The sequence below is a fragment of the Exiguobacterium sp. s146 genome (genome assembly GCF_018618415.1).
Taxonomy (GTDB): Bacteria; Bacillota; Bacilli; order Exiguobacteriales; family Exiguobacteriaceae; genus Exiguobacterium.
In genome coordinates, this window is the sequence record NZ_JACSMA010000001.1 from 560,436 (window position 1) to 577,995 (window position 17,560).

General features: G+C 54.6%; 21 protein-coding genes. 13 read left to right on the forward strand and 8 right to left on the reverse strand.

Annotation, left to right across the window (positions count from 1 at the left end; all coding sequences use genetic code 11):
- Positions 1-24: 24 nt before the first annotated feature.
- Together KNP83_RS02940 and KNP83_RS02945 are read right to left on the reverse strand one after the other, a co-directional pair.
- A complete protein-coding gene (locus KNP83_RS02940; RefSeq protein WP_214760402.1) occupies positions 25-972 on the reverse strand; it encodes an LLM class oxidoreductase in 948 nt (315 codons plus the stop codon).
- Between the two features lie 10 nt (positions 973-982).
- Positions 983-2,185, reverse strand: a complete 1,203-nt coding sequence (locus KNP83_RS02945; RefSeq protein ID WP_214760405.1) for an MFS transporter — start codon at positions 2,183-2,185, stop codon at positions 983-985.
- Between the two features lie 260 nt (positions 2,186-2,445).
- Here KNP83_RS02945 and KNP83_RS02950 point away from each other — a divergent pair, with 260 nt between their 5' ends.
- From KNP83_RS02950 to KNP83_RS02960, 3 genes are all read left to right on the forward strand, one after another.
- Positions 2,446-2,772 carry a winged helix-turn-helix transcriptional regulator gene (locus KNP83_RS02950; RefSeq protein ID WP_021066521.1) on the forward strand — a complete coding sequence of 109 codons (327 nt, stop codon included), beginning with the start codon at positions 2,446-2,448 and terminating at the stop codon, positions 2,770-2,772.
- A gap of 82 nt (positions 2,773-2,854) precedes the next feature.
- Positions 2,855-3,358, forward strand: a complete 504-nt coding sequence (locus tag KNP83_RS02955) for a cupin domain-containing protein (protein WP_214760407.1) — start codon at positions 2,855-2,857, stop codon at positions 3,356-3,358.
- Positions 3,355-4,245, forward strand: coding sequence for an aldo/keto reductase (locus KNP83_RS02960; RefSeq protein ID WP_214760408.1), 891 nt, complete (start codon positions 3,355-3,357; stop codon positions 4,243-4,245). The genes KNP83_RS02955 and KNP83_RS02960 overlap by 4 nt, the downstream gene beginning before the upstream one ends.
- A 29-nt stretch (positions 4,246-4,274) precedes the next feature.
- Here KNP83_RS02960 and KNP83_RS02965 read toward each other — a convergent pair whose 3' ends face one another.
- Complete coding sequence (locus KNP83_RS02965) at positions 4,275-4,703, reverse strand: Lrp/AsnC family transcriptional regulator (RefSeq protein ID WP_214761625.1); 429 nt, start codon at positions 4,701-4,703, stop codon at positions 4,275-4,277.
- A gap of 118 nt (positions 4,704-4,821) precedes the next feature.
- On the opposite strand from KNP83_RS02965, the gene KNP83_RS02970 reads away from it, so the two are divergent.
- Positions 4,822-5,250, forward strand: a complete 429-nt coding sequence (locus tag KNP83_RS02970) for a carboxymuconolactone decarboxylase family protein (RefSeq protein ID WP_214760410.1) — start codon at positions 4,822-4,824, stop codon at positions 5,248-5,250.
- A gap of 11 nt (positions 5,251-5,261) precedes the next feature.
- Here KNP83_RS02970 and KNP83_RS02975 read toward each other — a convergent pair whose 3' ends face one another.
- Positions 5,262-6,956 (reverse strand): M3 family oligoendopeptidase, encoded by a 1,695-nt coding sequence (locus tag KNP83_RS02975; protein WP_214760412.1) that lies wholly within the window; start codon positions 6,954-6,956, stop codon positions 5,262-5,264.
- A 206-nt stretch (positions 6,957-7,162) separates the two neighbouring features.
- Between KNP83_RS02975 and KNP83_RS02980 the strand changes: the two genes are divergently transcribed.
- Complete coding sequence (locus KNP83_RS02980; protein WP_029594982.1) at positions 7,163-7,663, forward strand: PTS sugar transporter subunit IIA; 501 nt, start codon at positions 7,163-7,165, stop codon at positions 7,661-7,663.
- An 86-nt stretch (positions 7,664-7,749) separates the two neighbouring features.
- Positions 7,750-8,349, forward strand: a complete 600-nt coding sequence (locus KNP83_RS02985; RefSeq protein ID WP_214760414.1) for a helix-turn-helix domain-containing protein — start codon at positions 7,750-7,752, stop codon at positions 8,347-8,349.
- Positions 8,350-8,415: 66 nt separating this feature from the next.
- Here KNP83_RS02985 and KNP83_RS02990 read toward each other — a convergent pair whose 3' ends face one another.
- From KNP83_RS02990 to KNP83_RS03000, 3 genes are all read right to left on the reverse strand, one after another.
- Positions 8,416-8,841 carry a hypothetical protein gene (locus tag KNP83_RS02990; protein WP_214760416.1) on the reverse strand — a complete coding sequence of 142 codons (426 nt, stop codon included), beginning with the start codon at positions 8,839-8,841 and terminating at the stop codon, positions 8,416-8,418.
- A 63-nt stretch (positions 8,842-8,904) separates the two neighbouring features.
- Entirely contained in the window at positions 8,905-10,098 is a 1,194-nt protein-coding gene (locus KNP83_RS02995; RefSeq protein WP_214760419.1) for an ABC transporter permease, read from the reverse strand.
- Positions 10,088-10,978: an ABC transporter ATP-binding protein gene (locus tag KNP83_RS03000; protein WP_214760421.1), complete on the reverse strand. Its 891-nt coding sequence runs from the start codon at positions 10,976-10,978 to the stop codon at positions 10,088-10,090. Before KNP83_RS03000 ends, KNP83_RS02995 begins: the two co-directional genes overlap by 11 nt.
- Before the next feature lie 118 nt (positions 10,979-11,096).
- On the opposite strand from KNP83_RS03000, the gene KNP83_RS03005 reads away from it, so the two are divergent.
- Positions 11,097-12,041: a VOC family protein gene (locus KNP83_RS03005; protein WP_214760423.1), complete on the forward strand. Its 945-nt coding sequence runs from the start codon at positions 11,097-11,099 to the stop codon at positions 12,039-12,041.
- A complete protein-coding gene (locus KNP83_RS03010; protein ID WP_214760425.1) occupies positions 12,038-12,637 on the forward strand; it encodes an alpha/beta hydrolase in 600 nt (199 codons plus the stop codon). The genes KNP83_RS03005 and KNP83_RS03010 overlap by 4 nt, the downstream gene beginning before the upstream one ends.
- Here KNP83_RS03010 and KNP83_RS03015 read toward each other — a convergent pair.
- A complete protein-coding gene (locus tag KNP83_RS03015; protein WP_214760427.1) occupies positions 12,634-13,122 on the reverse strand; it encodes a hypothetical protein in 489 nt (162 codons plus the stop codon). The genes KNP83_RS03010 and KNP83_RS03015 overlap by 4 nt on opposite strands.
- A 276-nt stretch (positions 13,123-13,398) precedes the next feature.
- Here KNP83_RS03015 and KNP83_RS03020 point away from each other — a divergent pair, with 276 nt between their 5' ends.
- The 5 genes from KNP83_RS03020 to KNP83_RS03040 all read left to right on the forward strand — a co-directional run bounded on the left by KNP83_RS03020 (position 13,399) and on the right by KNP83_RS03040 (position 17,540).
- Complete coding sequence (locus tag KNP83_RS03020) at positions 13,399-14,454, forward strand: acyltransferase family protein (RefSeq protein ID WP_214760429.1); 1,056 nt, start codon at positions 13,399-13,401, stop codon at positions 14,452-14,454.
- Positions 14,455-14,527: 73 nt separating this feature from the next.
- Positions 14,528-14,863: an Asp23/Gls24 family envelope stress response protein gene (locus KNP83_RS03025; protein ID WP_214760431.1), complete on the forward strand. Its 336-nt coding sequence runs from the start codon at positions 14,528-14,530 to the stop codon at positions 14,861-14,863.
- A gap of 200 nt (positions 14,864-15,063) precedes the next feature.
- Positions 15,064-15,729, forward strand: a complete 666-nt coding sequence (pgmB, locus tag KNP83_RS03030) for a beta-phosphoglucomutase (RefSeq protein ID WP_214760433.1) — start codon at positions 15,064-15,066, stop codon at positions 15,727-15,729.
- A gap of 220 nt (positions 15,730-15,949) precedes the next feature.
- Complete coding sequence (locus KNP83_RS03035) at positions 15,950-16,363, forward strand: Rok-like winged helix domain-containing protein (RefSeq protein WP_214760437.1); 414 nt, start codon at positions 15,950-15,952, stop codon at positions 16,361-16,363.
- Positions 16,364-16,487: 124 nt separating this feature from the next.
- Positions 16,488-17,540: a glycosyltransferase family 4 protein gene (locus tag KNP83_RS03040; RefSeq protein WP_214760438.1), complete on the forward strand. Its 1,053-nt coding sequence runs from the start codon at positions 16,488-16,490 to the stop codon at positions 17,538-17,540.
- The last annotated feature ends 20 nt before the right edge of the window (positions 17,541-17,560 follow it).

Here is a 17,560-nt window from a genome sequence, read left to right on the forward strand (position 1 = left end):
GTCGTCTTTTTGAGTACGTGAGTATTATGAAAGCGGCGGGAAATGTGGGAGCACATACTCGCCGAGCTCTTCGATGACCTCGTCGGCTGGACGTTGTCCGTCGAACAAAGCGAAGAACAAGTGATTGACGCCGATGCCCCGGTACGCCTCGAGCAGTTTGATTAACGGGTTGCGCCCGATGCGGAAGCCGAGCCGAATCGGCGTCGGCAGTTCGTCCGGGTCGTGTGATAAGTCGAGGTGCATCGGCATCGAGAACGGTCGGAAGCCTTTGCCATATGTCTGACCTGCTTCACGCCAAGCGGTGAGCACTTGCTCTTGGGCGAACGGGGCCTGCGGATAATACATCCAGCCGTCCCCGTGTTGCCCGAGCCAATCCATGTCTTGTTGTGCGAACCCGGTGATCATCGTCGGGATGCGCTTCTTCGGACGCGGGACGAGCGTCGCCTCGTGCACCTCGCCGTACAGGGAGTCGATGGTCGGATAGTTGTGATAGAGCGCCTGCTCCATGACACGGAGCGACTCCTTGAACAACGCGCCACGCGTCGGATGGTCGATTCCGAGTCCTTTGAAGTCGGCTCGACGGTCGCCCGACGAGATCCCGAGAATCAAGCGTTCCGGGAACAACGCCTCGATCGTCGCGACTTCTTTCGCCGAACGGAGCGGGTGACGGAGCGGCAAGACGAGCGCGGACGTGCCGAGCGCGATGTTTTTCGTTTGCCCGAGCAAGTGCGTCCAGTAAATCAACATGTCGTAAATCTGACCGACGGCCGGGTCCAAGAAGTTCGGGTCTTTCAATAAGACGTCCCGAAGCCAGAGCGCGGTGAAGCCATAGTCATCTGCTTGTTGAGCGAGCTCGACTTGACGCTCGAGCGTCGGGGTGCGCATCTTGAAATTTTCTAACGGGATGTGGAGGCCGAGCGTGAGCTCGCCCTCCCGATACATCCGATTGTAGCTTTTGTGATTGTTGAACATATGCTCCTCCTTAGTTCGCTTCCAAACGACGTGAGACGGCGGTCAAGATGACAGCGAGGATGACCATGATACCACCGACCCAAGGGGTGTGGACAAGACCAATCGAGTCGGCGACGAGGCCACCGATGGTCGCACCGAGCGCAATACCGATGTTGAAGGCGGCGATGTTGAGCGCCGACGCGACATCGACCGCGGCTGGTACATATTTTTCAGCCAATTGGACGATATACAGCTGAAGTCCAGGTACGTTCATAAAGGCGAGCAGTCCCATCAAGACGATGGCCATCAGACCCGCGATTTTGAACGGAATCATGAACGACATGCCAATCATGACGGCGGCGTGGACGATGAACATATAGAACAACGCCTTGGCCGGATCTTCATTGGCGAACTTGCCGCCCGCCCAGTTACCGATGGCGACAGCGATACCGTAAACGAGTAGGACGATACTGATCAAGCTTGGGCTGATGTTCGTCACGTCCTGCATGATTGGTGTCAAGTACGTGAAGGCGACGAACGTTCCGCCATAACCGAGTGCGGTGATCAAGAAGCCGAGTAGGATGCGGCCGTTCGTGAGCAGTTTCTTCATATCGGAGAACTTTGCGGGTGGTGACTGTTTCAAATCTTTCGGGATCAAGAAGAAGCTGGCGATAATCGAGACGATTCCGAGTGCGGCGACGGCGAAGAACGTGGCGCGCCAGCCGAACGCTTGGCCGATGAACGTGCCGAGCGGGACGCCGGTGACGGTCGCGACGGTCAAACCGGTAAACATGAGTGCGATCGCACTCGCTTTTTTATGCGGTGGCACGAGTTGCACGGCGATGGTGGCCCCGATGGAGAAGAAGACACCGTGTGCGAACGCGGTGATGAACCGGGCGGCAATCAATAGCTCAAAGCTGATCGACAAGGCAGAGACCAAGTTCCCGCCGATAAAGACGACCATGAGTGTCATGAGCAACGTCTTGCGATTCATCCGATTCGTCAGTGCCGTCAAGATTGGGGCACCGACGGCGACGCCGATGGCATAACCGGAGATGATGAGTCCGGCGAGCGTGATGCCGATATTTAAGTCACTGGCGATCGAGGCGAGCAATCCGACCGGGACAAATTCGGTCGTCCCGATGCCGAAAGCGCTGATGGCGAGGGCGAGCAGTGCCAACCCTCCGCTTTTAGGTGCCTGTTCGTCGACAGGCTGCGTGTACGGTTGATTCATGAGTAGTTCCTCCTAAAGTTGGGTTGGGAAGACGAGGGGCCTTCGTCTCGAAGTAGCCTAAGTCTCTGCCATCCTCCATTTCGTTCAGTACGGTCAAAAAAGAACCTTACTGTCTCAAGAGGAGATTACTGGCCAGATGGACTTGTATTGCTGGGCTACAGTTGCTATCATAAGTCCATCGAAACCAGTTGGGAAGTACGCACTTTCAAGTACGATAGGCACTGAAAAGTACCTATCTCGGTCCACAAGGAGGAACCTTCATGCCATACAACATCCCGGTCGAGGCGACGCTCGACGTCATCGGCGGCAAATGGAAAGTCGTCATCATGTGTCATTTGATTAAAGGGGAACGCCGGACGAGCGAATTGAAAAAGCTCATGCCGAACATCACGCAAAAAATGCTCACGCAACAGTTGCGCGAGCTCGAGGCGGACGGTGTCATCATCCGCACGGTATATGAACAAGTCCCGCCGAAAGTCGTCTATTCCCTCTCCGACTACGGTTGGTCGCTCCAACCGATTTTGGATGCGATGTGTGCCTGGGGCGAAGGTCATATTGAACAGACAGGGGAAGACGTCATCTCCTGACGAAACGGTTGCTCATGCCGAGCAGCCGTTTTTTGTTGCCTCATGTCGGGTACAGTCACAAGAGACAAAGGAGGGGACAATCATGGATGTGAAGACATATCGATTTGAAGACGACGGGTCAATCCCGAACAATCCAGATTTTCCGGTGCTGTTATACCGGGGCGTGTTCGACGAGACGAACGGCATACAGGCGACGTTCGAACATAACGGATGGGGCAACAGCTGGGTCAATGGTGTGTTCGATTATCACCACTATCACAGCAACACGCATGAAGTGCTCGGTGTGAAGTCAGGCCGGGCGACGGTCCAACTCGGCGGTGCGACAGGAGACCTCGTCTCGCTTCAAGCGGGGGATGTCTTGATTTTACCGGCCGGGACGGGACATCGCCGTCTCGAGGCGAGTGAGGACTTCGCCATCGTCGGCGCGTATCCAGAAGGTCGTGACTACGACACGTTGACGGGGAAACCAGAAGAACGGCCGGACAATGTGCTGCGTATCGAACGAGTCGACAAGCCGGCGACCGATCCCGTCTTCGGGACGACCGGGCCGTTACATGAACAATGGACGAAGGAGGAGATGGCATGAACCGCATACCACACACATTGATATTGGCGGCACTGAAACAACACGTGGCTGAACTGCCGGACGGCCGTGAAATGAGAGTCCTTGGACAAGGCACGTGGCGCATGGGGGAAGACGAATCGAAACGGGATGCCGAGATCGAGGCACTCCGGACGGGACTCGACTGCGGATTACACGTCATCGATACGGCAGAGATGTACGGGGAAGGAAAATCGGAGGCGCTCGTCGGCGAAGCAATCCAAGACCGGCGGGAAGACGTGTTCCTCGTGTCGAAAGTGTATCCACATAACGCCGGGGGCGACAAGCTCATCCAGGCGTGTGACGCCACGCTCGAACGGCTAGGTACCGATTATCTTGACCTCTATTTGCTCCATTGGCGCGGGAACATCCCGCTCGAGGAGACGGTCGATGGACTCGAGCAATTGAAGGCGGACGGAAAGATTCGGGCGTGGGGTGTCTCGAACTTCGATGTCGACGACATGAAGGAACTGCTCGCGTTGCCGAACGGGAAGCATTGTGCGGTCAACCAAGTGTTGTATCATCTCGGCAGCCGCGGCGTCGAATACGACTTGTTGCCATTTTTACAAGAGCAAGGCATCCCGATGATGGCTTACGCCCCACTCGCCGAAGGAAGCGATGTGAAAGAGAAAGTCTTCAACGATGAGACGGTGAACCGGATCGCCAAAGCGTACAGTGCGACACCGGCCCAAATTTTACTCGCGTGGACAGTGCGGAGCGGCAACGTCATCGCCATCCCGAAAGCAGGTCAGAAAGCCCACGTCGAAGAGAACGGGGCCGCGATGCTGCTCAACTTGAGCGAGGACGACCTCAACGCGCTCGACGAGGCATTCCCGCCACCGAGTGGGAAGGAACCGCTCGACGTCATTTAACGAAAACAAGTGAGTCCCATTGCTGGGGCTCACTTGTTTTTAAAGTCGACCTCTGAAAAGATGAACCGTGTCTCGGTCTGTGCATACGGGATGGCCGCATCGATGAACTGCTCGGCCTCGGCGAACGTTGCGAATTGCATCTTTAGCATATAGCAGGCACTCCCAGAGATGCGATAACAGAACGACACGTTCGATTGCTGACCCAAAAACTGAGTGAACGCCTCATAGTTCCCGTTCTTCACGGTCGCCTCGATCAGACATTGAATCGGTTGACCGAGCAATTCATGGTCGACCTCGATTGTATAGCCTTTGATGACGCCGAACGATTCAAGCCGGCGGACCCGTTCACCGACGGACGGGGCCGATAAGTTGATACGACGTCCGAGTTCGCTCATCGAGAGACGGCTGTCTGAAGTCAATTCAGCCAGAATGAGCCGGTCTGTGTCGTCAATTTTCAGCATGGAAAGAAATCCTCCTCATCTCGTTTCATATGCCATGTATTATACCGTGAACTCGTTATGAATGAAATGGGAATTCTTGTTGTCACCTTCTATACTACGGATAGGAGGTGTTGAGATGAGTCGAATCCAACCAGCTAGTATCGGAAAGACGCCGTTCGAGCGATTGCTCGGGCATAACGAAGATGTGATGACGCAATGGTCCGCGCTCGGTGACACGTTGACGAGCGACGGGAAACTATCCGCCGCGTTGAAAGAACAAGTGCGACGGACGCTCGCCCAACAGAACGGGTGTGACTATTGCCGGGCGAAAGGAAAACCTGAACCAGATGTATTCGATGAACGGATAGCACTCGCCGTCGGGTTCGCCGAGGTGTTTTTACAACTGAAAGGCAAGACGCCCGCCTCATCGATTCGTGTGCTCCAAGACGTCTTCACGGATGCGGAGATCAGTGAGCTATGCGCCTTCATCGCCTTTATGACGGCCTCACAATACGTTGGTGCCATGCTCGGCCTAGAACGCGAAAACCCACTCACCGTGACGTGAGTGGGTTCGTTTTAGTTCGCTAACGGATGTTTCAACAGATAATCTTCAATCTGTCCAATCGTCTGTTTCAACACGCCGTCCTCGAACGGCGACTTGAGGCCGGCCAATTCGACGAGCTCGAGGAACGAGCGGCTGCCGCCGGCTTGGCAGAGCGTGAGATAATCGCTCCACGCCGCTTCACGGTTCTCATGCATGCGCACCCAGAACTGGAAGGCACACACTTGCGCGAGCGTGTAGTCGATATAATAGAACGGGCTCTGGAAGATGTGTCCTTGTTGGTGCCACCAAGCGCCCGACTCGAGATAGTCGTTCGTCTCATAGTCACGGTGCGGGAGGTACACCTTCTCCAGGTCACGCCATGCCTGGCGACGTTCAGCGGCCGTCATGTCCGGATTCCGGTAGACGACGTGCTGGAACTCATCGACGAGGACGCCGTACGGCAAGAACGTGATGCTTCCGGCCAAGTGGTTGAACTTGTATTTGTCGACTTGGTCGCCGAAGAACAGTTCCATCCATGGCCAGCAGAAGAACTCCATCGACATCGAGTGAATCTCACACGCCTCGTATGTCGGGAACGCGTATTCCGGTGTCGTCAAATGACGGCTTTCGTACACTTGGAAAGCGTGGCCGACCTCGTGCGTGAGCACGTCGATATCGCCGGCCGTGCCGTTGAAGTTCGAGAAAATGAACGGGAGACCTTCTGACGGGAGATACGTGCAGTAGCCGCCGCCGGCTTTGCCCGGTTTCGCCGTCAAGTCGAGGGCGCCGCGCTGTTGCATGAACTGGAAGAACTCGTCCGTCTCTTTCGACAGTTCGCGGTACATCGTGTTGCCGCCTTCGATGATGAACGCCTCGTCGCCTTTCGGTGTCGCGTTGCCATCTGGGAACACGAACGACTCATCGTAGTACGTGAGCGTGTCGACGCCGATCCGTTTCGCCTGTTTCTCTTTTAACGTCGTTGCGAGCGGGACGATGACGTCGCGCACTTGCTTGCGGAAGTTGTCGACGTTTGACTCGTCATAGCCGACACGTTGCATCCGGGCGTAACCGAGCTCTACGAACGACGGGAAGCCGAGCGCGTGAGCGATGTCGGTCCGGACGCGTACGAGTTCACCATAAATGCGGTCGAGTTCGTCGTCGTTGTCGGCGAGATATGTATAACGGGCCTCGGACGCCGCTTTTCGGACTGAACGGTCAGGAGATTGCAGATACGGGCCGAACTGTGACAAGTTGAGCGTCTTGCCGTCGAACTCGATTTGAGCCGCCGACATGACTTTCTGATAGGCGGTCGCCAATCGGTTTTCTTCCTGCAGTTTCGGGATGAGCGACTCCTCGAACGTCTTGAGTGCGCGCTCGGCGAGTTCGAACAATTGGCTGCCCCATTCCTGTTCGAGTTGACTGCGGAGGTCATGCTCCGTCAAGACGCGGTAATACGCCTGTACTTCTTTCTCATACACCGGCAAGGCATCGTCAAAGAACGTCTGCTCGGCCTCGTAGAACGCATCGCGCGTGTCGATCGAGTGGCGGATTGAGACGAGCTGACTTTGCGTCTCGAACTCGTTCCGTTCCTGGTTGATTTGGCGAATCAATTCGTTCGCTTCTTCGAGTGTGCTCGCTTGTTGCAATTCGACTGAATAGTCCGACAATCGGCTGTTTAGAGCGTCCAAGTCGGGCCGTTCATATGACAATTTTGTGAAAGTCGTCATTGTAAGCGCCTCCATCATGTGAAATTTTTATAAAGTGTAAAAAGGGCTTGCAAAAGCGATTGCACACTCGTATTCTTACGATGTGTAAACGAATTCGCACTACCTTATTACAACTATACCGTTTATAGGGTAGGGATTGAAGAGGAAGCTTTTCGGGTATAAAAGCTAAGACTTTGATTAACAGAACATGTTGGAGGGATTAAGCTATGGGATTCTTTAAAAAACTATTCGGTGGTAAAGAAGAACAACTTAACGCGGTTTCACCGCTTACAGGGAAGGTCATTGACATCACGAACGTTCCTGACCAAGTGTTCTCGCAAAAAATGATGGGTGACGGCATCGCCGTCGAACCGACAGACGGCAAAGTCGTCTCGCCGGTCAATGGTACAATCGCAACTGTCTTCCCGACAAAACACGCGATTGGGATAAACGCTGACAACGGTGCCGAGTACTTGATTCACATCGGTCTCGACACGGTCAATCTTAAAGGTGAAGGCTTCGAAACGCACGTGACAGAAGGTCAAGCGGTTAAAGCTGGCGACACGCTCGTCACATTCGACCTTGACTTCATCAAAGCGAACGCGCCGTCGACGATCACACCGGTGATCATCACGAACCACGACAGCTTTGGCGTGAACAAACTCGTTGCTGAAGGCGACACGGTCACAGCCGGTTCTTCTGAAGTCGTCGAATTGACGAAAAAATAAGTTGAACATTTTACTCGGAGGCATACGCTTCCGAGTATTTTTTTATGGATTCGGGAACTATACTAAAAAGAGAGGGGGAGAGACACATGGATGGAAAGAACGCACCGTATCGGGGGTATGGGGATCGGATTCGAATTTTACGTGAGCGGGCCGGCATCTCGGTCGAGGCACTCGCCGACCGCATCGGCGTCGCCCCGTACTTTATTCGCCGGACCGAACTGAGTGAAGTCTACCCGACGATGCCTTACATAGAGGCGCTCGCCGAGGCGCTCAAGATCGACGCGAACTATTTGGCCCGTCATATTTGGACAGGTGAGTCGCTCAAAGTGCTCATGAAAGGGACGGTCCCGGAGCTCGAACAGATGAAGCTCGCCTACGATGAGGCGATGCACGGCAAGTCGCCCGAGGACATGCAGCGGCAGCTCGAGGCGCGCATGCGCATCTTCGACCTCATGCATGAGGAAGAACTCCGTCGCATCTTCGCCGAGGATGAGGAACCGACGTCACATCAAGCGCTCGAGGCGCTCGTCGATGCTGTGCTCGACCTGGGTCGCTCGCACGAACCGACGCATCGGATCGTCCCGTTCGCTCGCTATATCGAGCGGCTCGTACCAGACCAGTTCGTCGACAACTCGTTCCAATACACGGAGTTCGGGGTCGTCGCTAAATCGTATAAATTGCAGTGACAGCCGTGGGAGACCACGGTTTTTATGTACACAAAAACAGCCGCTCCGAGGAACGGCTGTTTTCTGTTAACGCGCCATGCGCGCGTCGTAGCGTACTTTCGGTCGTGTCCCGGCAAGTAGGAAGCCGAGCACGATATTGAGAATCGTGAGCACCCAGCCGACGTAACCGAACGTATAGGCGAGGCTCGCGAGCATCGTCTGCCAGTCGAGTAAGGACGCGGCGTCACCGCGAACGGTGAAGCGGATTGCGGTAAACCCGATGAGCGTCGTCACTGTGATCAAAATGCCGATCCACGCGCCGCCGAACCGCGACGTCTCCGGACGCCGGCTGACCGGATACCAAAAAGCGAGCGTCCCGAGGAACGTGCTTCCTGCGTATGCGAGCAAGATTTGCCACAGCGCATCGGCGTCCAAGAAGACGGTATAACAGATGAACGTCGTGAGCGTCGTCATGAAAGTAAAGATTAAAGCTGCGAGTAATCGTGATCGCATAGTTCGTTTCCTCCTCATTTTGCACATTCTTTAGAGTATACGAAAACGAAAATGCTGTAAACGTTATTGTCGATTCTGTAATATTTGTCGCCATTGTTTAATCGCATTGTTGCCGTAGAACAAGACACCACCGCGATAAAACTTCGAGCCGACCCACAAAATCACACCGATCGTGGCGATCATGATGCCAATCGATAACGCGACTTCCCATACCGGCACGTCGACGAGCATGACGCGAAGGAACATGAGCATCGGCGTAAAGAACGGCACGTACGACAGGATGGTGACGATCGGAGCCTCCGGATTGTTCAAGCCGAACATGGCGGCGAGGAACCCGGCGACGAGCAGCATGATGACCGGCATCGTCATCTGTTGCGACTCCTCGACCCGGCTGACGAGCGAGCCAAGCACGGCGAACATGGCCGCATAGAGCAGGTAGCCGAGCGTGAAGAACGCCAATAGATAGACGACGGCGCGGACGTTTCCGGCGTTGTCGATGACGGACTGGGCCATCTCGTTGCTGCGGGCGCTGAAGTAACCGAAGCCGAGGAAAATGGCGATTTGGAGCAGGGCGAGCGTCCCGATGGCCGAGATTTTAGCGAGCATGTGCGTCACCGGATGTGTCGTCGAGATGATAAGCTCCATGACGCGCGACGATTTCTCGGTCGTGACCTCGGTCGAGATCATCGACCCGTACGTGATGATCGAGACGTAGAGCAACATGAGCATGACGTAGACGAAGGCGAACGACGAGAACAGCTCGTCCGAGTTCTCTCCGCCGCGCCCGAGATATGATTCCTCGACCGTGACGGGCTCGTTCAACGCCGCGAGGACGGTCGGGTCGATATTGGACGCCTCAATTAGTTCGGCGTTCCGGACTTCTCGGAGCGCTGTCTGAAGCACAGTCGTGAAATCTGGTTCCGGCCGTTCCGACAGGACGCGGGCCGAATCTCCTTCGATGAAGGCAACAATCTCATAGTCCCCGTTATCGAGCCCGGCGCGTGCCTCGGACTCGGTGATGGCGGACGATTCGATATCTTCATAGCCGAGCGACTGCATGAGCGTCGTCAATTCGTTGTTGTCGGTGACCAGGATGGCTTGTGCCTGATCTGTGTCCTCGAAATTCGCGAGTAGGCGGTCGATGTTCGTGAAGCCGAAGATGAACAGGATCGTCAACAGCGTCGAGATGAGGAACGCTTTCGAGCGCAATTTCGAGCGTAACGTGAACGAATAGAGTGGTCCGAAGTTATGAAACATGTTGGCCGACCTCCTTGATGAAGATGTCGTTTAATGAGACGGGTTGACGCATGAACGTCTTGATGGCGGCACCGTTCGCCACGAGGGCGCCGAGTACCGCATCGCTGTCGTCGAACGAGTCGAGTCGGACGAAATGGCCGTCCTTATGTGGTTCGACCGCTCGGACGACCGGGAGCGCTTGAAGCAGGTCTGGCCGATCGGTCTCGATGAAGAGCACCGGTTCCTCATAACGGGTCTTGATCGTCGGGACGTCACCGCTGACGACGGCACGTCCACCTTTCAAGATGCCGATATGCTGGCACAGCTCCTCGACGTGTTCCATCCGGTGGCTCGAGAAGACGATTGTCGTCCCGGCGTCACGGAGGGCGAGCACCTCACGCTTCAAAATCTCGACGTTGACCGGGTCGAGGCCGCTGAACGGTTCATCGAGAATGAGCAGTTCCGGGTTGTGGAGCAGGGCGGCCACGAGTTGAATCTTCTGCTGATTCCCTTTGGACAGCTGTTCGACGCGCATCGTCTCATACTGTGGGATCTCAAGTCGTTCAAGCCACGTCTTGACGGCCCGTTTCGCCTCGGCCTGGCGCATCCCTTTCAGGCTCGCCAAGAAGACGAGCTGGTCACGGACGGGTGACTTCGGATACAGTCCCCGTTCTTCCGGCAAATAGCCGACGATGCGATGGTCGACGTTGCGGCCGTCCCACGTGATTGTTCCGGCACTCGGTTTGAGGATGTCGAGGATCATGCGGAACGTCGTCGTCTTCCCGGCCCCGTTCGCCCCGAGCAGGCCGAACATCTCGCCTTTCGGGACATGGAAGCTCAAGTCGTCGACAGCTGTGAAATCGCCGAACTGTTTCGAGACACGATCGATGTGTAACGTCATAGTATGTACCTCCTTATAGGTGTCTACTACTAGCGTACGCCATGTTGAGCAAAAAGTTTCACATTTCTTCGAAAATGATTTATCTTGAAATCAAGATATTAAAAAAGGAGGACATGACATGGCGAAACAATCAGCGGGCATCCATCATATTTCGGCGATGGTGAAAGACCCACAACGTACGATCGATTTTTACGGAAATGTCCTCGGACTTCGATTCGTCAAACAGACGGTCAACTTCGATGACCCGGGCACGTATCACCTTTATTTCGGGGACGAGCAAGGCTCGCCGGGGACGGCCATCACGTTCTTCCCGATTCCTGGTATCGGCAAAGGCAGCGTTGGCAGCGGACAGGTCGGTGTCACGGCTTATCTCGTCCCGGAAGGCAGTCTCTTGTTCTGGGAGAAACGATTGAACGACCACGGTGTCGGCACGGTCGCGACCGAGCGCTTCGGTGAACCGTCGCTCTTGTTTGAAGACCCGGACGGACTCGTCGTCGAGCTCGTCGCCCGGGCCAGCACAAAACAGACCAAGTGGGTCGTGCCGGGCGTGACGCCACGCGAGGCAATCACCGGGTTCGCCGGGGCGACGCTGCTGTCGAAAGACCCGGAGGCGACGGTCCGCCTGTTGACCGGACTGTTTGGCTTTGAGACGGTAGGGGAAGATTCAGAATGGATTCGCCTCGAGGCGACGGCCGACTATGGCAACGTCATCGACGTGAAAAAGACCATCTTGCCGAACGGGGTTCCCGGTTCGGGTACGGTCCATCACATCGCCTGGCGCATCAACGACGGGGCAGACTACGCCTCGTGGCAAGATGCCATTTTCGAGCTCGGATTACGCCCGACCGAAGTGAAAGAGCGTCATTACTTCCGCTCGGTCTACTTCCATGACGGCGGCCGAATTTTGCATGAACTGGCGACCGATGCCCCTGGCTTTTTGGTGGATGAGGGGATGGATGACCTCGGCTCGACGCTCAAGCTCCCGGCCTGGTTCGAACAAGACCGTGAGGCGATCACCCGTACGTTACCGACGATTACGATTCCTAAAGGAGAGATCATATGATTCATCAATTCATTAAAGGCACGACCGAGACGACACTCGTTTTATTGCACGGCACAGGAGGGACGGAACAGGATTTGATTCCGCTCGCCCGCATCCTCGCCCCTGAGGCGAACATCTTGACGCTGCGCGGGGATGTCCTTGAGAACGGAATGTCCCGCTTCTTCCGCCGTCACGCGGAAGGCGTCCTCGACCTCGAGGACTTGAAGAAACAGACGGAGCGGTTCTTGACGTTTTTGGATGACGCAACGTCGGAGTACGGCATCGACCGGGACAAGATGATTCCGCTCGGTTATTCGAACGGGGCCAACTTGATCGGCTCGGCACTGTACCGGGAAAGCGCGTTCCACGCGTCGCTCTTGTTCCATCCGATGGTCCCGGACCGCTCGCTCACGTTGCCGGACCTCACGGGGGCGAACGTGTTCATCTCGGCCGGGGAACGTGACCCGATTTGCCCGCAAACAGAAACAGAAGAGCTCACGTCGACGCTACGGGGTGCCGGAGCGGACGTCGAACTCTTCTATCACGGAGGTGGGCATGAGCTTCGCATGGAGGAAGTCGAGGCGGCCCGGGATTGGATTTCCCGGTTTCTCGGTTAAGCCATCTTCTTCGGTTTTGGTGGTCTCGAATAGACGACGAGCACACCGCGATCAATCAAATAGGCGGCGAACAGACGTTTCGCCTCTTCAGAACGAACGGTTCGGTCGATTTGGATATACAATCGGCCGAGCTTTTTTTGTGACGTGCGGGTCAATAACCAGATGGAGTCGAGCGTGTACTGCCAACCGCGGAGCGTATCCGCCCCAATGTACATATACCGGTTCGACGTGTGCTCGAGCAGATAGTTGAGCCACCAGACGTCCCGGGCGAGCTTCATGGCGACACCGATGACGAACGAGATGAACACGAACGATAGGACAGATAGAATCGGATGGATGGCGGTGAATCGTTCCCGGATGGGTTCGAAGGCGACGATGAGCAGTCCGACGGAAAAGGCGCCGGTGAACCACCAAAATCCGAAGTTAGAGAATGAACGTTTCGGGTCATGTACCATGTGATGACGGTTACGGATGACGGAAGCCATTCTCCACACCTCCTTTTATTAGAATATTCTGATTATTTAGTAAGACTACTATACTATACTGTACCCACTCTCGTCTATTTGAATACGCGCGAAACCTGCTAGTGGATGAAGATTTCTTGACGTTTCGGCTTGCGGAAGGCGAATCCGGGGAATGATGACAATGAAGTCATCACTTTTTTGTCGAATCGTAATTTCATCGCGTCGAGAAATCGGCTATGATGGATGAGGCAAAAAAGAGAGTACATCAGAAAACTAATCAGAACTAGAGGGAAAGACATGCGAAATCATTGGTACGATAATATTAAAGGCGTGCTCGTCTTGCTCGTCGTGTTCGGTCACTTGTTGACCGACGTGCGCGGTGCCTACGACGACATCTTGCCGAAATGGGTCTATTTATTTTTATACACGTTCCACATGCCGCTCTTTATCATGTTGAGCGGCTACTTCTTCCGGGAGAACCGCTATTTACGTGTCATCCAGCTGTTTGTCGTCTACGTCATCTGGCAAGTCATTCTCGGCTCATGGTTCGCCTTCACCGAGGGCATCCCGCTCACGTCGCTCGAGAATCCGGCGTTGAACATCTTGACGCCGTATTGGGCGCTCTGGTATTTGATGGCGATCATCATCTGGTATGTCATCACGCCGTACGTGACACAATTGAAAGGATACGTGCTGTTCGCGCTCCTGTTCGCGCTCCTGTTCGGCTTCCAAGCCGAGTCGACCGGGTTCTTCGCGCTCCGGAAAGTCATCATGTTCTATCCGTTCTTCTTGATCGGGAACTGGATGAGCGAGCGGAACACGATGAACTTCTTCGAACTGCCGAAGCGGGCCGAGCAACGCAACTGTTACCGAATCGGCGGCTTTGCCGTCTTCACGACGCTCACGCTCGGGTTGCTCGCCTCGATGAGCTTCCAACAGGAAGGTGCGTTCTATCACATCGGTAACTTGTTCAAGTTCCGGTTCGCCTATGAGACGGCGGTGCCGGAGGCAATTTGGAGCGGGCCGTTCGCCTTCCTAATCGTCTATACGGTATCGACGCTCATGGCGATCAGCTTCGCCTTGATGATCCCGGGGCGCGAACTGCCGGTCTTCACCCGGGCCGGGAAGTATAGTCTCTACGTCTATTTGGTGCACGTCTTCCTCGTCGTCGCCTGGAAGGCGTTCGTCCCGGCCGGTTTCATGCCCACATCGTGGCTCCAGCTGCTCGTCTTGTTCGGCGTCTCGTTCTTGATGGTCGTGGTCATTATCAGCTCGCCAGTCGTCAAGCTGTTGAAGCCGCTCGTCGAGATTGACGTCCGCCGCGCCCAAGATGTGAAGGACGCGAAATCGTAAACCCTTTTCTAAACGGGCGTTTTCCGCTACACTTTAAGATGGGAAGCGAAACTAGAGTTAAGGAAGTGACACCATGCCATACGAAAATGGAATGCACAGCACTGAAGGAGACGTCAACGTCTCACGCCACGTCGTGGAAATGATCGCCGCTGTCGCGGTCAAAGAGACGAAACACGTGTCGTTCACACAAGAAGATACGAAACTATCAGAGCGCGCGCTCATGAAGCACGTCAAAGTCGACGAATCGTCAGAAGGCGTCACGATCAACTTGTCGCTTTACATCGCGTACGGCCAATCGATTGTCAAGACGGTGACGGTCGTACAAGAACGCATCACGCAAGACATGGACACGATGCTTGCCATGACACCGTTGTCGGTGAACGTAAAAGTCGTCGGGATCCAATTATAAGCCGTGGGAGAAGCACCTGCTTCTCCTGCTTTTTTATTTTTTTGCGAAAGCGGTTGCATGATGATGGCTTTTTCATTTATAATAGAAATCGAACAAGTGCAACCGTTTGCATCAATGACCAATCGTGCAACGGGTACTTGTCAAGTTCCCTTAATGTAGTCTGACGACAGAAGCATTAGAAGGAAAGGCGGAAAGCATGTATGTCGACGATTGAAGCAGTCATTTTTGATTTGGACGGTGTCATCACTGACACCGCGGAGTACCATTACCTCGCTTGGAAACAACTTGGAGAAGAGCTCGATATTCCGTTTGATCGCGAGTTCAATGAGACGCTGAAAGGCGTGAGCCGGACCGACTCGCTCGAGCGCATCCTCGCGCTCGGTGGAAGACAGGACGATTTCACACCGGATGAAAAAGCGGAACTCGCGCAGAAGAAGAACGAGCATTACGTTGAACTCATTCGACACATCTCTTCAGCCGACTTGTTGCCGGGCATCATTTCATTCCTCGATGAAATTAAGGAGGCTGGTCTCAAAATCGGAATGGCATCGGCTTCTAAAAACGCATTCGCGGTCGTTGACGCACTTGGTGTCCGTCATTACTTCGATCACATTGTCGATGCAGCAACTGTCGCCGAATCAAAACCACATCCCGAAGTGTTTTTGAAGGCTGCCTCTGCCCTTGGCGTGAAACCCGAACATGCCATCGGCGTTGAAGATGCAGCTGCAGGCGTCACTGCAATCAAAGCGGCAAACATGTTTGCTGTCGCCGTCGGGGAAGAGTCGATGCTCGGTCATGCAGACCTCATCGTTTCTTCGACCGACGAACTCTCGCTCGCACGCATCCTCGAACGCGTCGGCGCGTAAAGACTACGATCATCTTCCGTGAGATGACGACTGCCCCGAACAGTCGTCATCTTTTTTTGCGTTGGTCCATAAGACCTAAAATAGATAGAAATGCCTAATAATAGATGACAAGCACATTACAAAAACGTTACACTTTTATATGGGAACAAGTAATAACTGGCAATAATTGATGAATTTGGGTAATGGGGAGCATCAATTAGATGTAGAGGAGGATTTGTGCATGGAATCTACTGGCGTCAATGAAAACATTTATCGGGAACTGATGGAAATCGAAGAGTCGTATCGCCAGCTGCAGCGCCGGGCCGAGTATTTGATTTCGGAACTGAACCGGAGCAAACGGGAAGAGGAATCGCTCCTCGATCCGTCGAAACGGATGCGCCCGCGTCGTGTCAATCAACGTTATCCGCTCGAGGTCTATGTCCATCAGGTAACAGACCTGTTGAAGGAACGGAAGACGATGAGCGTGCGGGACATTCAAATGGAGCTCGAGTTGCGCTATCGCCACCATATTAGCAACATTTACCAATTGATGGTGAAAATCGAGTCTGTCAATCCTGACATTAAAAAAGTAGGGCGCGGATTGTATACATACGAAGCCACGGACGACGTGACGACGCACCCGGCCCACGCCTGACCAGACCCGACGAGATCGCTCGTCGGGATTTTTTCGCTGTAACATTTCTGATACGTCTCGCCTCACGGGAAATATGCTATAATTCGCCAGAGTCTATTTTTTTATGAGAGAGGAACGTTGGCCCATGCTATGGATTGCCATGTTGGTCAGTTTTGTGATGGCCATCTTGATCACGCCGCTCGTTCGCCGGTTTGCTTTTCTGATCGGAGCGGTCGATCACCCGAACGCCCGAAAAGTACATTTACGGACGATGCCACGGATCGGCGGCCTCGCCATCTTCATCGCATTCTTTATCGGTTACGCGCTCCTGTTGCCGACGAGCCGTTATAACGATGCCATCTTGATCGGGGCGGTCGTGATTTTGTTGACCGGATTGATCGATGATCGCTTCCAACTGACGGCCCGCGTCAAACTGATGGGCCAGATGATTGCGACGGTCATCGTCTTGAACTCAGGCATGCGCATCGAATTGATTAACCTGCCGTTCGACCAACAGCTGTATCTCGGTTCATGGAGCATCCCGGTGACGGTGCTCTGGTTGATCGGGATTACGAACGCGATCAACTTGATTGACGGTCTCGACGGCCTCGCCGCCGGGGTCTCGAGCATCGCCCTCGGGACGATCGCTCTGCTCGCCATCATCCAAGGGAACGTCTATCTAACGATGATGGCGCTGTTGCTCCTGGCAAGCACGCTCGGTTTTCTTGTCCACAACTTCTATCCGGCCAAGATATTCATGGGCGACACCGGGGCGCTCTTCCTCGGCTATATGCTCGCCGTCTTCTCCTTGATCGGATTCAAGAACGTGACGCTGTTCTCGCTCGTCGTCCCGGTCCTCTTGCTCGGCCTGCCGATCTCGGACACGATTTTCGCCATCGTCCGTCGGCTCGTGCAAGGCCGACCGCCGATGTCGCCCGATAAGTCGCACATGCACCACCAGCTGATCGATATGGGCTTCACGACGCGACAAGCCGTCCTGCTCATGTATGGGATGACGTTCTTCTTCGGCATCGCCTCGATTTTATTCGCGAAGACGACGATGCTCGGCGCCGTCATCACGTTCGTCATCGTCTTGATCGTCATCGAGCTGATCGTCGAGTCGACCGAGTTGATTCACCCGAACTATAAGCCGATTATCCAGACGTCCCGGCGTCTGCTCGGACGGCCGAAGACGTGAGTCATCAAAAAAACGCCCAA

What these genes read in the sequence shown, in the direction of transcription:
- KNP83_RS02940 (WP_214760402.1), bottom strand. Translation starts at nt 972, where the DNA reads ATGTTCAACAATCACAAAAGCTACAATCGGATGTATCGGGAGGGCGAG.
- KNP83_RS02945 (WP_214760405.1), bottom strand. Translation starts at nt 2,185, where the DNA reads ATGAATCAACCGTACACGCAGCCTGTCGACGAACAGGCACCTAAAAGC.
- KNP83_RS02950 (WP_021066521.1), top strand. Translation starts at nt 2,446, where the DNA reads ATGCCATACAACATCCCGGTCGAGGCGACGCTCGACGTCATCGGCGGC.
- KNP83_RS02955 (WP_214760407.1), top strand. Translation starts at nt 2,855, where the DNA reads ATGGATGTGAAGACATATCGATTTGAAGACGACGGGTCAATCCCGAAC.
- KNP83_RS02960 (WP_214760408.1), top strand. Translation starts at nt 3,355, where the DNA reads ATGAACCGCATACCACACACATTGATATTGGCGGCACTGAAACAACAC.
- KNP83_RS02970 (WP_214760410.1), top strand. Translation starts at nt 4,822, where the DNA reads ATGAGTCGAATCCAACCAGCTAGTATCGGAAAGACGCCGTTCGAGCGA.
- KNP83_RS02975 (WP_214760412.1), bottom strand. Translation starts at nt 6,956, where the DNA reads ATGACGACTTTCACAAAATTGTCATATGAACGGCCCGACTTGGACGCT.
- KNP83_RS02980 (WP_029594982.1), top strand. Translation starts at nt 7,163, where the DNA reads ATGGGATTCTTTAAAAAACTATTCGGTGGTAAAGAAGAACAACTTAAC.
- KNP83_RS02985 (WP_214760414.1), top strand. Translation starts at nt 7,750, where the DNA reads ATGGATGGAAAGAACGCACCGTATCGGGGGTATGGGGATCGGATTCGA.
- KNP83_RS02990 (WP_214760416.1), bottom strand. Translation starts at nt 8,841, where the DNA reads ATGCGATCACGATTACTCGCAGCTTTAATCTTTACTTTCATGACGACG.
- KNP83_RS02995 (WP_214760419.1), bottom strand. Translation starts at nt 10,098, where the DNA reads ATGTTTCATAACTTCGGACCACTCTATTCGTTCACGTTACGCTCGAAA.
- KNP83_RS03000 (WP_214760421.1), bottom strand. Translation starts at nt 10,978, where the DNA reads ATGACGTTACACATCGATCGTGTCTCGAAACAGTTCGGCGATTTCACA.
- KNP83_RS03005 (WP_214760423.1), top strand. Translation starts at nt 11,097, where the DNA reads ATGGCGAAACAATCAGCGGGCATCCATCATATTTCGGCGATGGTGAAA.
- KNP83_RS03010 (WP_214760425.1), top strand. Translation starts at nt 12,038, where the DNA reads ATGATTCATCAATTCATTAAAGGCACGACCGAGACGACACTCGTTTTA.
- KNP83_RS03015 (WP_214760427.1), bottom strand. Translation starts at nt 13,122, where the DNA reads ATGGCTTCCGTCATCCGTAACCGTCATCACATGGTACATGACCCGAAA.
- KNP83_RS03020 (WP_214760429.1), top strand. Translation starts at nt 13,399, where the DNA reads ATGCGAAATCATTGGTACGATAATATTAAAGGCGTGCTCGTCTTGCTC.
- KNP83_RS03025 (WP_214760431.1), top strand. Translation starts at nt 14,528, where the DNA reads ATGCCATACGAAAATGGAATGCACAGCACTGAAGGAGACGTCAACGTC.
- pgmB (WP_214760433.1), top strand. Translation starts at nt 15,064, where the DNA reads ATGTCGACGATTGAAGCAGTCATTTTTGATTTGGACGGTGTCATCACT.
- KNP83_RS03035 (WP_214760437.1), top strand. Translation starts at nt 15,950, where the DNA reads ATGGAATCTACTGGCGTCAATGAAAACATTTATCGGGAACTGATGGAA.
- KNP83_RS03040 (WP_214760438.1), top strand. Translation starts at nt 16,488, where the DNA reads ATGCTATGGATTGCCATGTTGGTCAGTTTTGTGATGGCCATCTTGATC.